12 protein-coding genes and 1 pseudogene are annotated in these 13,165 nt (G+C 65.4%); 8 read left to right on the top strand and 5 right to left on the bottom strand.

Annotated elements, in window-relative coordinates; all coding sequences use genetic code 11:
- Positions 1–30: 30 nt before the first annotated feature.
- Together D5041_RS02855 and D5041_RS02850 are read right to left on the bottom strand one after the other, a co-directional pair.
- Positions 31–1,110, bottom strand: coding sequence for an ABC transporter permease (locus D5041_RS02855; RefSeq protein WP_265282222.1), 1,080 nt, complete (start codon positions 1,108–1,110; stop codon positions 31–33).
- Positions 1,103–2,695, bottom strand: a complete 1,593-nt coding sequence (locus D5041_RS02850) for an ABC transporter ATP-binding protein (RefSeq protein WP_265283843.1) — start codon at positions 2,693–2,695, stop codon at positions 1,103–1,105. The genes D5041_RS02855 and D5041_RS02850 overlap by 8 nt, the downstream gene beginning before the upstream one ends.
- A gap of 257 nt (positions 2,696–2,952) precedes the next feature.
- Between D5041_RS02850 and D5041_RS02845 the strand changes: the two genes are divergently transcribed.
- Positions 2,953–4,155, top strand: coding sequence for an ABC transporter substrate-binding protein (locus tag D5041_RS02845; RefSeq protein WP_265283842.1), 1,203 nt, complete (start codon positions 2,953–2,955; stop codon positions 4,153–4,155).
- A gap of 34 nt (positions 4,156–4,189) precedes the next feature.
- Here the strand turns inward: D5041_RS02845 and D5041_RS02840 are convergent, their stop codons facing one another.
- Complete coding sequence (locus D5041_RS02840) at positions 4,190–4,834, bottom strand: DUF4124 domain-containing protein (RefSeq protein ID WP_010106502.1); 645 nt, start codon at positions 4,832–4,834, stop codon at positions 4,190–4,192.
- A gap of 29 nt (positions 4,835–4,863) precedes the next feature.
- Positions 4,864–5,562, bottom strand: a complete 699-nt coding sequence (gene pyrE / locus D5041_RS02835; RefSeq protein WP_265283841.1) for an orotate phosphoribosyltransferase — start codon at positions 5,560–5,562, stop codon at positions 4,864–4,866.
- Positions 5,563–5,573: 11 nt separating this feature from the next.
- On the opposite strand from pyrE, the gene D5041_RS02830 reads away from it, so the two are divergent.
- The 3 genes from D5041_RS02830 to D5041_RS02820 all read left to right on the top strand — a co-directional run bounded on the left by D5041_RS02830 (position 5,574) and on the right by D5041_RS02820 (position 8,104).
- Positions 5,574–6,377, top strand: coding sequence for an exodeoxyribonuclease III (locus D5041_RS02830; RefSeq protein WP_265283840.1), 804 nt, complete (start codon positions 5,574–5,576; stop codon positions 6,375–6,377).
- A gap of 315 nt (positions 6,378–6,692) precedes the next feature.
- The gene (locus D5041_RS02825) at positions 6,693–6,845 is read left to right on the top strand and encodes a hypothetical protein (RefSeq protein WP_265283839.1); all 153 of its coding nucleotides are present in this window, start codon (positions 6,693–6,695) and stop codon (positions 6,843–6,845) included.
- Entirely contained in the window at positions 6,842–8,104 is a 1,263-nt protein-coding gene (locus D5041_RS02820) for an FRG domain-containing protein (protein ID WP_265283837.1), read from the top strand. The genes D5041_RS02825 and D5041_RS02820 overlap by 4 nt, the downstream gene beginning before the upstream one ends.
- Before the next feature lie 69 nt (positions 8,105–8,173).
- Here D5041_RS02820 and D5041_RS02815 read toward each other — a convergent pair.
- A pseudogene (locus D5041_RS02815) lies at positions 8,174–8,422 on the bottom strand (IS5/IS1182 family transposase); the annotation flags it as partial.
- Between the two features lie 140 nt (positions 8,423–8,562).
- Here D5041_RS02815 and hpnC point away from each other — a divergent pair.
- The 4 genes from hpnC (at position 8,563) to mutY (ending at position 13,165) form a co-directional block, all read left to right on the top strand.
- On the top strand, positions 8,563–9,387 hold the full coding sequence (gene hpnC / locus D5041_RS02810; protein WP_265283836.1) for a squalene synthase HpnC: 825 nt from the start codon (positions 8,563–8,565) through the stop codon (positions 9,385–9,387).
- Positions 9,388–9,507: 120 nt separating this feature from the next.
- Positions 9,508–9,990, top strand: a complete 483-nt coding sequence (locus tag D5041_RS02805; RefSeq protein WP_010100053.1) for a helix-turn-helix domain-containing protein — start codon at positions 9,508–9,510, stop codon at positions 9,988–9,990.
- A 140-nt stretch (positions 9,991–10,130) separates the two neighbouring features.
- A complete protein-coding gene (locus D5041_RS02800; RefSeq protein WP_265283835.1) occupies positions 10,131–12,092 on the top strand; it encodes a dynamin family protein in 1,962 nt (653 codons plus the stop codon).
- Positions 12,089–13,165 carry an A/G-specific adenine glycosylase gene (gene mutY, locus D5041_RS02795; protein WP_265283834.1) on the top strand — a complete coding sequence of 359 codons (1,077 nt, stop codon included), beginning with the start codon at positions 12,089–12,091 and terminating at the stop codon, positions 13,163–13,165. The genes D5041_RS02800 and mutY overlap by 4 nt, the downstream gene beginning before the upstream one ends.

Raw genomic sequence — 13,165 nt, 5'->3', positions numbered from 1 at the left:
GCGAATACACGCGGTGACGAGCGAGGCTTCTCATGTCGTTCCTTCTCTCCTGCGGGTGGCAACCCGGCGCACGCGGTACGCGATCAGCGTGTCGCAGGCCAGCAGCGTGAACAGCAGCAGCCCGAGAAACACGTTCGTGAGCGACTTGGGCAGGCCCAGGCGCGACTGCGCCAGCTCGCCGCCGATGTAGAACATGCTCATCAGGATTGCCGAGAGGATCATTCCCAGCGGGTGCAGGCGCCCGACAAAGGCCACGATGATGGCCGCAAAACCGTAGCCCGAGGGCACGTGCGGCGTGAGCTGGCCGATCGGACCGGCCACTTCCAGTGCCCCCGCCAGACCCGCCGTCGCCCCCGAGACCAGCAGCGCAGTCCACAGCGCCCGGCGTGGTGAAAAGCCCGCGTAGCGGGCCGCTGCGGGGGCCAGCCCACCGACCTGCTGCGCAAATCCCGCACGGGTGCGGAACAGGAACACCCAGAGCGCCCCGGCCCCGGCCAGCGCCAGCAACAGGCCGACGGTCATGCGCGAACCCGGAACCAGCCGCGGGATCTGCGTGGCCTGCGCAAAGGTCCTGGTCTGCGGAAAGTTGTAGCCCATGGGGTCTTTCCAGGGCCCATGGACCAGGTAGCCGAGCAATTGCACGGCGACGTAGACCAGCATCAGGCTGACCAGAATTTCGTTCGCGTGGAACCGGTCGCGCAGCAGCGCCGTGAGCCCCGCCCAGGCCATTCCGCCGAGCGCACCGGCGAGCAGGAGCGCGGGAACGATCCAGGGCCCCGTGCTCTTGTCGGCGAGCAGGGCCACGCCGCCGGCGGCGACGGCGCCGACGACGAACTGCCCCTCGGCGCCGATGTTCCAGACGTTGGAGCGAAAGCACAGCGCCAGCCCGAGCGCAATCAGCAGCAGCGGCGTCGCTTTGACCATGAGCTCGCCCAGGGCGTAGGGCGTCTTCACGGGCTCCCAGAAGAACATCTGCAGCCCGCGCACCGGGTCCTTGCCCAGCGCGGCAAACAGGGCCACGCCGACGAGCAGCGTCACGGCCAGCGCCAGCAGGGGCGAGCCGCAGGCCCAGAGCCTGGAGTCCCGGGAGCGCGGTTGCAGCTCAAGCATGTTGCCCCTGCTGCGTGTGCTGCGTGTGCCGTGGGGCCGCAGGGTCCTGCGTCCCGGCGTGCCACAGCCCGCTCATCCATTCGCCGATGCGCGCCGGCGTGGCCTGGGAGCGGGGCTGGCAGGGCGACAGCCGCCCCTGGGCCAGCACGTGCAGCCGGTCGCAGAGGGCAAACAATTCGTCCAGATCCTCGCTGAGCAGCAGCACGGCGCTGCCCGCGTCGCGCAGCGCCAGGATGGCGTTGTGGATCTGCGCGGCGGCCCCCACGTCCACGCCCCAGGTGGGCTGCGCGATGACCAGCAGCCGGGGCCTGGCGTCGATTTCGCGGCCGACGATGAACTTTTGCAGGTTGCCGCCCGACAGCGACCGGGCCAGCGTGTGCGGCCCGCTGGCCTTTACGTCGAAGCGCGCGATGACCGCCCGGGCCTGCGCGCGCAGCGCGCGCATCCGGATCCAGCCGCCACCCCCGAGCGCGTCACTGCGCGTGAGCAACAGGTTGTGCGCCAAATCCATGGCGGGGACGGCGCCGCGCCCCAGGCGCTCTTCGGGAACGAAGTGCAGCCCCAGGGCGCGGCGCTGGCCCGGGCCCATAGGGCCCGCGTCGCGGCCCGCGACCTGGACGCTCGCGGGCGCAGCGCGCCGGTCCTCGCCCGACAGGACCTGGAGCAGCTCTTTCTGCCCATTTCCCGAAACGCCGGCGATGCCCAGCACCTCGCCGGCGCGCACGTCGAACTGCAGCCCGCTCAGGTCCACGCCGAACGGGTCGGCGCGCGGCACGGACAGGTCCTGCACGCGCAGCAGCACGGCGCCGGCGCAGGCCGCGCGCTGCGCGAGCGCCGGTGGCTCGGCGCCGGTCATCAGGCGCGCGAGCGAGGCATTCGACTCCTCGGCCGGCTGGCATACGCCGCTGACCCGGCCGCCGCGCAGCACGGTGCAGGCCGTGCACAGCGCGCGGATCTCGTGCAGCTTGTGGCTGATGTAGAGGATGCTGCAGCCCTCGCGGGCAATGCGGCGCAGCACGAGGAAGAGTTTTTCCACCGCCTGCGGCGTGAGCACCGAGGTCGGCTCGTCGAGGATCAGCAGCCGGGGGCGCGTGAGCAGCGCGCGGATGAGCTCCACGCGCTGCATCTGGCCCACGCTGAGCGTGTGCACCGGGCGCAGGGGATCGACGTCGAGACCGTACTCGGCCGCCTTGGCCGCAATGCGGCCGCGCGTATCGGCCAGCGACAGGCCCTTGTCCAGCCCGAGCCACACGTTTTCGGCCACCGTGAGGCTGTCGAACAGGCTGAAATGCTGGAACACCATGGCAATTCCCAGCGCGCGCGCCTGCTGCGGATCGCGCAGCTGCACCGCGTGTCCGTCGAAGTGCACGTGGCCCGCGTCGGGCTGGAGCGCGCCGTAGATGATCTTCATCAGCGTGGACTTGCCCGCGCCGTTTTCGCCCAGCACCGCGTGGATTTCGCCCGGCTGCACCGTGAGCGAGACGCCGTTATTGGCCACGACCGCCGGGTAGCATTTGGTGATTCCCGTGAGCTGCAACCGGGGCGGCGCCGTGCCCGGAGCGGCGGAGGCGGGGGGTGGATTCATGCCCGGGATTGTCTCTTGGTTTGCTGCACCCGCTCAGCTGCCGTGGACGCTGCAGGGCCGGCAGACGGCGGGCCCGGGGCCTTGGCTACGGGGCCGTCAACGCCGGCTGTCTCGCACGGTGAGCAGCCCGGAAAACACAGGAAAACACCGGGACACACAGGGACACACAGCAACACAGGAAATACCGCGCGCAGCCGGAATAATGCCCCCATCCCCCACAGCCAATGCGCTGGTCCGGGCCACTCCAGGAGAGCCGCATGCCCAACGACCGCCTGCCCGCAGGCCCCGCCCAGCCCGCGTGTCGCCCCGCACCGCACACGCTCCATGCAGCGCGCATGGACCGGCGCCGCCTGCTCGCAGCCGCGGCCGTTGGCCTGCCCTGGATCGGCATGCGCAGCAGCCGGGCGCAGGAGGCGACGATCAGGATCGGACAGTCCGTGGCGCTCACCGGGGCGCAGGGTGAAAACGGCACGGCCCTCGCCCAGGGGGCCAAAGCCGCGTTTGCGGCCATCAACGCGCGTGGCGGCGTGCACGGCAGAAGCATCGAACTGCTGACGCAGGACGACGCCTACGAGGTGCCCAAGGCCGTGGCGAATATGGAGCGGTTTCTTGCCGACCGCGATACCTTTGCGCTCTTTACCTGCATGGGCACGCCGACGATCGGCGCCATGATGCCCAAGGTGATCGAGAGCGGAATCCCTTTCTTCGCCCCCTTCACCGGCGCGCAGCTGGCCCACCCGAAGAACGCGCGCAACGTGTTCAACATCCGCGCCAGCTATGCCGACGAGACCAGCAAGCTGATGCAGCACCTGGTCACCATCGGCATACAGCGCATCGGCGTGGCCTACATGAACAACTCGTTCGGCCAGGAGGTGCTCGACGCAGCCAAGCAGTTCCTGGACCGGCTCAAGCTGCCCGAGGCGATCGCCGTGCCGATGGAAACCAACGCCTCGGACGCGGGCGCTGCGGCCGCGAAACTGGCGGGCGGTCATTTCGGGGGCCTTGTGCTCGGCCTCGCAGGCCTGCCCATGCTGGAGTTCGTCAAGGCCCTGCGCGCCCTCGATCGCAGCGTGTCGCTGTACTCCCTGTCGGTGACCTCCGCCACCGTGAAGGCCATGGGCGCAAATGCCACGGGGCTGGTGATTACGCAAGTGGTCCCATTGCCCTCGAACGTGGTCACCCCGGTGGTGCGCGATTTTCAGGCGGCCTGGAAAGCGTCGGGCGTAGCGGCCGATCCGACGCACGCGGCGCTCGAGGGCTATATCAACGCGCGCGTGTTTGCCGAGGCGCTGCAACGCGCCGGCCGCAACCCCACGCGCGCCGCCTTCATCGAAGCCACCTGGAGCCTCAAGAAGTGGGACCTGGGCGGCTACGAGATCGACGCCAGCACGCCGGAGCGCAGCGCTTCGCGCTTTGTCGAAATCACGATGGTGGGGCCCACGGGACGGTTCGTCCGCTGAAAGCCCGAACCGCAGACGCGCGCAGCGGCCGCCATCAGCGCGCCACTTCTGCGGAAGACGCACCCTGCGCCGTCGGCTGCGCGTTCCACAGCCGGCGCAACTGCACCAGCTCGGCGTCAAAGCGCTGATGCACACGCTGCTTTTCCTGCTCCTGACCCGCAACGAAGCGCAGCTGCTCGGTCATGCCCTCTGCGTTCTCGGCGATCCTGCGGCGCAACGCCACGGGCGCCTTATCCGGGTTCTTCCTGTAAGAATCCATCTCTGCGTCCAGCGCCTGGCGCTGCTGTTTCAGCTCGGCAATGTGCTCCTCGGCCGTGGCGGTGACGTTGTCGAGCACTTGAATCGCCGCGGCGCGCTCCACGTCGTGCGCCGCCTTGTTCGGGTAGCGCGCGATCAGGCCATGCTCGCGGCGCCGCTCGTCGAGCGCGCGCGTGCGTGCTTCGGCCTCCTGGCGACGCTGGGTCTCCTGCGCTGCACGCTCTTGGTCCGAGAGCGACGGGCCAATCTGCCGCCGCACGATGCCGGAGGGCCCCAGTTCACGCTGCTCGCGGTCCAGGCAGTCGGCAATGAGCCGATCCGCGGTGAGCCGATTCCCGTTGCGATCCACGCAGGTGTAGATGCTCGCGCCCTGCGCCTGCGCGCAAGCGCTGCCCAGGGCAGCCAGCAGGGCCCCTCCCATGATGCATACCGATCTCGTATTCAAATCACTCACTCCCCGCTGACCCCATAGCGCTGTCGGTAGGCCAACATTTTTTCGTACGCGGGACGCGCCCCCCCGATCCCATCCTGGGCCAGATGCAGCAATAAATCTGCCAGCTGCGCAATGGAACAAACCTGCATGCCCAGTTGCCGGCGCACGTACTGAACGGCGCTGTACTCTGCGTCCCGGCCATTCTCGATCGTCTTCTCCTGCCGATCCAGCGCGATCGCCAGCGCGCAAGGCGTGGCACCGGCGGCGCGGATCAGGGCGATGGACTCGCGCACGGCGGTGCCTGCCGAGAGCACGTCGTCGATGATGAGCACCCGCCCCGCGAGCGGGGCGCCCACCAGGGTGCCGCCCTCCCCGTGGTCCTTGGCTTCCTTGCGGTTGTATGCAAATGGCACGTTGCGCCCCTGCCGGGCCAGTTCCACCGCCACCGTCGCGGCCAGGGGAATCCCCTTGTAGGCCGGGCCAAACACCATGTCGAACCCGATACCGCTGGCGCGCAGGGCTTGTGCATAGAATTGCGCGAGCCGGCCGAGCTTGCTGCCGTCGTCGAACAGGCCGGCATCGAAGAAGTAAGGGCTCAGGCGCCCCGCCTTGGTCTTGAACTCTCCGAAGCGCAGCACACCCGACGCGACGGAAAAACGCACGAAATCCTGCGCCAGCCGGCCCGATTCAGGGGGGGGCGCACCAACATCCACCATAGGGGAAATCCTTGTTCCGGTTAACCAGCCTCAATCTCAATGGCATCCGCTCGGCCACCAGCAAGGGCGTGGAAAATTGGATGGCAAGCGCGCAACCCGATTGTATTTGCGTGCAGGAAGTAAAGGCGCAGGCGGCCGACGTGGCGCACCGGCTCGAGCGCCTGGCGGGCTTGCAGGGGCACTTTCATTTCGCCGAGAAAAAGGGCTACTCGGGCGTCGGCGTCTACACCCGCCACGAGCCGTCGGACGTGCTCGTCGGCTACGGCTCCGCGGAATTCGACGCCGAGGGGCGCTACGTGGAACTGCGCTTCGACACGCCCGCGCGCAAGCTGTCGATCATCAGCGCCTACTTTCCCAGCGGCTCGTCGGGCGACGAGCGCCAGCAGGCCAAGTTCCGCTTTCTGGATGAGTTTCATCCGCACCTCATGCGCGTCAAGGGGGAGCGCGAATTCATCCTGTGCGCCGACGTAAACATTGCGCACCAGCCAATCGACCTGAAAAACTGGCGCAGCAACCAGAAAAACAGCGGTTTTTTGCCAGAGGAGCGCGCCTGGATGACAAAGTTGCTGCACAAATCGGACGCAGGGGGCGGAATCGTTGACGTTTACCGTCAGCTACGACCCGCCGCCACCGACAGCGCCTACACATGGTGGAGCAACCGAGGCCAAGCCTACGCAAACAACGTGGGTTGGCGGCTCGACTACCACCTGGCCACCCCCGCGCTTGCTGCGCTGGCGCGCACCGAGTCGATCTACAAGGACGAGAAGTTCTCTGACCATGCGCCCATCACGGTGGACTACGAATTGTCCCTGTAAGACCGGGCGGCACTGCCTGCGCCCTGTACAGGACCGTTGCCGAAAAGCGATGAATGCGTGCGATCCATGCGATCAACGACCGGCCCAACCCCGCCGGTCCGCCGTTGCGAGCGGGGTCAGTGGCGCCGACAACTGGTGCAAGGCCCGTCAGCCCCGCAATGCATAGCAACCGGAGCGCATGGTTGCGGCAATCGTGTCGCTCATGTAGCTAACAAGCATCCGCGCCGCAGACCATAATCCACCGCGCTTCGTGCATTAGTTTCCGGACCCAGGCCCCGAGCGCATGACCGAAGACCAACCAGACCCTGGCAAGCAATGAATTCCATCGAACAACAATTCTTCACCGACCTGGAAAAAAAGCGCTGGATTCAGGCCAAAATCCTCGTAACCCTCCGCGACACCTTTCTTTCCAAACTCCTCTCCGGCGAGTTATCGGTAGATGCCAATCACCATGAGGAGGATGTATGAGCGAAATCACTCCTTCAATTTCTGAGCTGATTGAGCGGGTTAGTAAAATTCCACTGTGGCAATCAACGAACACCAAGTGCTTTGAGATCGTGGACGATATTCACAGTGGCCATATCCCGGTTGCCCGGTTGGAATCATGGCAAGATTTCTCCGAGTTGCTGGAGCATAAATTTTTCAACCGTCCCGGCGTGGAATTGATATTTCGGGGGCATCGGCGGTTTGATTGGGATTTAACGCCTACATTGGGACGCATTTCAGGTACCAAAGGTAGCGTTCCCACGCTGTTAGCTTCAGCGCAGTACAAGCGTTTCTGGCGTGCCGCGCGTGGCCGTTTGGAACATCCGGTGGGGGCAGGGGACACAGTAGATTTAAATGGTAGGCTGTGGGATGGGCTGTGGGCCATTGGGCAGCACCATGGCTTGATGACACCATTGCTGGACTGGACTCATTCACCTTATGTGGCGCTATTCTTTGCCTTTCATGAAGAAGATAGGCAGGGAGATAATGATAACCAATACCGGGCGATATATGTGCTCAACAAGTCGTTCATTGGTGAAAACCAAAATAAAATTGGCACTCGCCTTGTGGAGCCGATCACGGATCATCATGGGCGCTTGGTGAATCAAGCGGGGTTGTTTACCTTTGCGCCTTATGAGAGCACCATTGAAGACGACCTGGAGTATGCATTTGCCAATAAAATAGGATCTGATGTCAAAGATTCACGCAATGCATCCGGAGAAGAGCAGTCAGTCATCTTGGCCCGCCACATATACAAAATTTACATCCCAAACAAGAAAGGAGAAAGAGACATTTGTTTGCGCCACCTGCGGCGCATGAATGTGCATTCCGCCAGTCTGTTCCCTGATTTGCTGGGTGCTTCGGAATACTGCAACATCATAACCGCAGAGGAAGAACGCCAAGCCGCAGAGGCCACGCCAGATCCCGTTGCAGACAGGTCAACCGAGCTAACGGTAGATGTAGAGAAGATTATAGGGATCTTGCACGAGTCGTCTTGTAATGAATATAATAAACAATTTAAGCAGCGCGATCGCTGTGAGCCGATGGCGCAGGAATTGGTCCAATTTCTCGCGAAAAATAAAAACGAAATAGCGGATTATTTTAATAATAATAATCAAGGCGTGCGTATCTGTCTGTGTAACATGATGAGTGTCATTTTCCGCAAATATGGCTACACAAACGGTGGCGAACTTAATCGGATTATAGAGATGGCCAAGCCGTCGGAAGAACCTTCAGCATGACGTCTTCACTCATGAGGGCGTTGTTGCATAAATCGACCTTCCAAGATGCATCTCCCCAAGAACACCCATTCAGGGGATACGCACGGACTGCGGGCGATCCAGAGACGCCATGCAATGGAGCATCGCCCGCACGGATGGCGACCTCGGGGGCCTGCGAACCCAACGTACGTGCTCACAGGAAATGGCTGGTAAGTGTCTTGGGACAGGTGCATCAGGTTCTCCGCCAGTGAGCGCTTGTGGTAGCCGCTGGCTTGTTCCCACACGCGTCGGCCACTCTTTGCGATCCTGTCAGGCCGCATTGCGCCAAGTTGCCCCCGGGTTGAAGTTGCCAAGGTCATGGGCGCGCAATAAAGCCCCCGCGCCGAAGCGACAATCCGGGTGTGAAAGACCGTTCCAACCCCTCTTGCCGCGCAGCCTCCACGCAACACCCCCCGGGCACCGCCACCCAGGTCGCAGCGGTGACGCACTACGAAAATTTTCCAGTCGCGTCGCTGCTCTGCCCTGCGCGCTTGCGCGGGCCCATTGCGGCGATTTATGCGTTCGCGCGCACCGCTGACGATATTGCCGACGAAGGCGATGCCCCCGCTGCCGCGCGCCTCGCGGACCTGGCTGCGTACCACGGTGACCTGCAAGCCATTGCGCAGGGGCGGCAGCCTTCGTCCCGGTGGCCGGAAGTGTTCGTTCCTTTGCAGGCCGTGCTGCGCAGCCAGGGTCTGCCCGTGGCGCTGCTGGCAGACCTGCTGAGCGCGTTTGTCCAGGATGTGGAGAAAACCCGCGCGGCCCAAGGCTACGCCGACCGCGCCGAATTGCTGGACTACTGCCGCCGCTCCGCCAACCCCGTGGGTCGGCTGCTGCTGCACCTGTATGGCGTGACGCACGCCAGCGCGATGCAAGAGAGCGACGCCATCTGTACCGCGCTGCAACTGATCAACTTTTGGCAGGACCTGAGCGTGGACATTCCGCGCGGGCGCTACTACTTGCCGCGCGCCGACTGCGCCGCCCACGGCGTTTGCGAGTCGGAGTTGCTGGCGCTGCAAGGCACGCGCGCGAACGCCCGGCTGATCGCCGACTGCGTCCTCTGGGCGCGCAGCACCATGCAAAGCGGCGCCCCCCTGGTGCACCGCCTGCCCGGCCGTGCGGGTTGGGAGCTGCGCCTGGTCGTGCAAGGCGGCCTGCGCGTCCTGGACAAGGTGCAGGCCCTCGCGGGCGGCAGCCTGCACACCCGTCCCCGCCTGCACGCCCGGGACTGGTGCGTGATGCTCGGGCGCGCACTGGTGATGTAAGAGTCCAGCCGTCCGGCCTGGACGCGCCCGGTCTGCGCAAGGCGGAGTCGCTTATCCGGACTTCACAAACCGTCTGCACGCATCGACAATCGTTCCGAAGGATATGAACGAGGAACAAGAATGCGGGGACCGAAATGCAAGCTGACGGTGAGTGCGGAGGATCAACTGGCCCTCAAGCGCTTGAGCCGGTCTTCGAACCGGCAGGAAGCCGACCGGGCGCGGGCCATTCTCTGGAGTCTGGAGGGGCAGACCGGCGTGATGATTGGCGCTGCGATCGGAATGCACGCCGATGGGGTGCGCCGCTTGCGGCACCTGTTTTCCTTGGGCGGAGTGGATGCGCTTCGGGCCCGGCCCCGGACCGGCCGGCCGGCGACCAGGGGCGAAACGGTGCTGGCCTGCGCCAGGGTGATCCTGTGCGAGCCGGGACAGCCGCGCTGGACCTTGCCGCTCCTGGGGGCGGAAATTGAACGCCGCTGCGGCGTACGCATTTCGATGGCATGGCTGAGCACCCTGCTGCGCAAGGCTTCGCTGGGCGTAGTCCCCGAAGCACGCGCGCCGGGCGCGAAAGCAAACAAGCGCCCGAACGCACGGGCGGGCGGCTGAAATTGCTGCGCCGGCGCGCGCCCGGGCGCGCGCTCGTGACAGCGATTCATTACAGTCGGCGGACCATCGGTGCTATATATTGGATCGTGCGTGTCTGCCGCGCGGGCCAATCCATACGTAGATAGATTTCCGGGAGCAAAGTGGCGCTTTCATTTAACGAGCAATTCGACCAGCATGGCGTCTGGCGGCGGGATTTCGCCCAGCAGCTCAGGCGGCTGGCCGAATGGATGTCCCAGCACGAGCTCATGGATGCCGCGGCGCACAAGCGCTTGCAGCGGCTGGAGGAGCAGGTGCGTGGCGACAAGGTGATGGTGGCATTCGTCGCCGAGTTCTCGCGCGGCAAATCCGAACTGATCAATGCGATCTTCTTTGCCGACTATGGGCGCCGCCTCATGCCCGCGAGCGCGGGGCGCACCACCATGTGCCCAACCGAGTTGGGGTACGACGCGAATACGGCTCCCAGCCTGCGCTTGCTGCCCATCGAGACCCGTCTGCAGGTGCACAGCCTGGGCGAATGGCGCGCCAAGACCGACCGGTGGCTGGAAATCCCTCTGGACGTCGGCAACGCGGATCAGATTGCCAAGGCGCTGGAGAAGGTCGCCGAGGTCCGCAAGCTCAGCCCGGACGATGCCCGCGCGCTCGGCTTCTGGCACGACGAGCTGCCCGAAGAGAACCCCGTTCCCGACGCCCAGGGCCTGGTGGAGGTGCCCATGTGGCGCCACGCCATCATCAATATTCCGCATCCGCTGCTCGAGCAGGGTTTGGTCATTCTGGATACCCCCGGCCTGAATGCGGTGGGGGTGGAGCCTGAATTGACCGTGAACCTGATTCCGCAAGCGCATGCGGTGGTCTTCATTCTGAGTGCGGATGCCGGGGTCACCCGGTCCGACCTGTCGATCTGGCGGGCGCATCTGGCGCTGCCCGCGGACAACATGGACGCCCGTCTGGTGGTGTTGAACAAGATCGATACCCTGTGGGACAGGCTCAGTTCCGCAGCGCAGGTGCAGGCCCAGATGGAGCGCCAGTGCCGCGTGTCCGCGGAAATGCTCGGCGTCCCACCGGACAAGGTGCTTCCCGTATCCGCGCAGAAGGGCCTGCTGGCGAAGATCATGTCGGACGATGGTTTGCTTGAAGCCAGCAGGCTGCCCCTGCTGGAGGAGGCCCTGGCCAAGGGCATCATGGGCCAGCGCCAGTCGATCCTGCGGGCGGCCGTGGCCACGGGGGTTGCCGACCTGCGCAGCGAGACCTCGCGGGGCATCAACATCCGGCGCCGCGACCTGGACGATCAGATGGCCGAGTTGCGCAACCTGCGCGGCAAGAACGCGTCGGTGATCGAGTCCATGCGCCAGCGCGTCGAGCGGGAGCAGCGGGAGTTCAATCTGAGCGTCACCCGGGTGCAGGCGGTGCGCGCTGTGCACCGCAAGCTCTTGCAGGACGTGCAGGGGCAGCTGAGTGCCCAGGCCCTGCAGGCCGAACTGGCCGAACTGGCGCAGACCCTGCAGCAAAAGGGCATCAAGCTCGGGGTCAAAAAAATCTATGTCCAGACCTTCGACAGGCTGCGTGCTCCGCTGAACAAGGCGCAGAGCGCAGGCGCTGAAATTCAGGCCATGCTCGGCGGGACCTTCAAGCAGCTCAACGCCGAGTTCGGTTTTTCGCTGCGCGTGCCCCCGCCCCCGCAGCTGGGGCATTTCGTGCACGATCTGACGCAGATCGAGCAGAGCCATTTGCAGTATCTGGGAATGGGCAACGCCCTGAAGCTGGCGCAGCCCGAGTTCTCCGAACGCCTGGTGCGCGCTCTGGCGACGCGGCTGCATGCGGTGTACGAGGCCGCAGTGAATGACCTGGATTTGTGGAGCAAATCGGCAACGGTGCAACTCAATGCCCAGCTGCGGGAACGGCGCCGGAGCTTTACCCGCCGCATCGAAGGGCTGGACCGCATACAGCAGGCGGCCAGCGGGTTGGGGGAGCGCATTGCGGAGATCGAGGCGGGCGAGAAGGACTTGCTGGGGCTCGAGCACGAGCTGCAGGAGCTCACCGACAAACTCATTGCCTTGCCGGAAGTCGAATCGGCCGCGCCCGACGTGTGTCTCGTATCGGCATGAATCTGCCCAAGGACGAGGGGGGCGTCGCGCAGCGCGTGATGGCCTGGCAGGCCGTGCACGGCCGCATGCATTTGCCCTGGCAGCAAACCCGCGATCCCTATCGGGTGTGGTTGTCGGAGATCATGCTGCAGCAGACCCAGGTCGCGACAGTGCTCGGCTACTACGCACGGTTCCTGGAGCGCTTCCCCGACGTTCGCGCGCTGGCGCAAGCGCCCTGCGATGAGGTCATGGGGCTTTGGAGCGGCCTGGGCTACTACAGCCGCGCGCGCAATCTGCACCGCTGCGCGCAGCAGGTCGTGGCGGAGCACGGCGGCGCGTTTCCTGGCAGCGCAGAGGCGCTGGCGCGGCTGCCGGGCATCGGCCGCTCGACGGCGGGGGCCATCGCGGCGTTTTGTTTCTCCGAGCGGGTGCCCATCCTGGACGCGAACGTGCGGCGGGTGCTGACGCGTTTGCTGGGGTTTGAGAAGGACCCCGCGTCGGCCGGGAGCGCGCGCTTGCTCTGGACCTTCGCCGGGTCGTTGCTGCCGACGCAGGACCTCGGGAATGCGATGCCCCGGTACACCCAGGGCCTCATGGACCTGGGGGCGTCGGTCTGCACCCCGCGCGCGCCGGCTTGCGGCGCGTGCCCGTTGGACGCCTCCTGCGTGGCGTTCAGGAACGGAGCGCCCGAGCGCTACCCCGTGCCGGCGCGCCGGCCGTCCCGGCGCTCCGAGTCCTGGCAATTGCTGGTTCTGCGCGACGCGCAAGGGCGCGTGTGGCTGGAGCGGCGCCCCGGCACCGGCATATGGGCCGGAATGCACTGCGTTCCGGTGTTTCGGGATAGCGCTTCTCTCGGGGCCTATGTGTCGTCGCTCGGGGACGCAGCGCAGTTGGCGCGGCAGGAGCTGCAAGCCTTTCTCCATGTGCTGACGCACAGGGATCTCCATCTCCATCCGGTCGTGATCAGTGGAGACATCGCGGACCGCCCGTCCGACGCAGGCCAGTGGCTGGGGGCCGATGGATGGCCCGGTGTCGGCCTGCCCGCCCCGATCCGCAAGTTGCTCGACGCCACGCAGTTGCCGCTGCCGGGGTGA

This window comes from Verminephrobacter aporrectodeae subsp. tuberculatae (genome assembly GCF_026127385.1).
GTDB lineage: Bacteria > Pseudomonadota > Gammaproteobacteria > Burkholderiales > Burkholderiaceae_C > Acidovorax > Acidovorax aporrectodeae.
The sequence above is the reverse complement of the archived record's forward strand: the minus strand, read 5'-3'. Positions and strand labels throughout refer to the sequence as shown.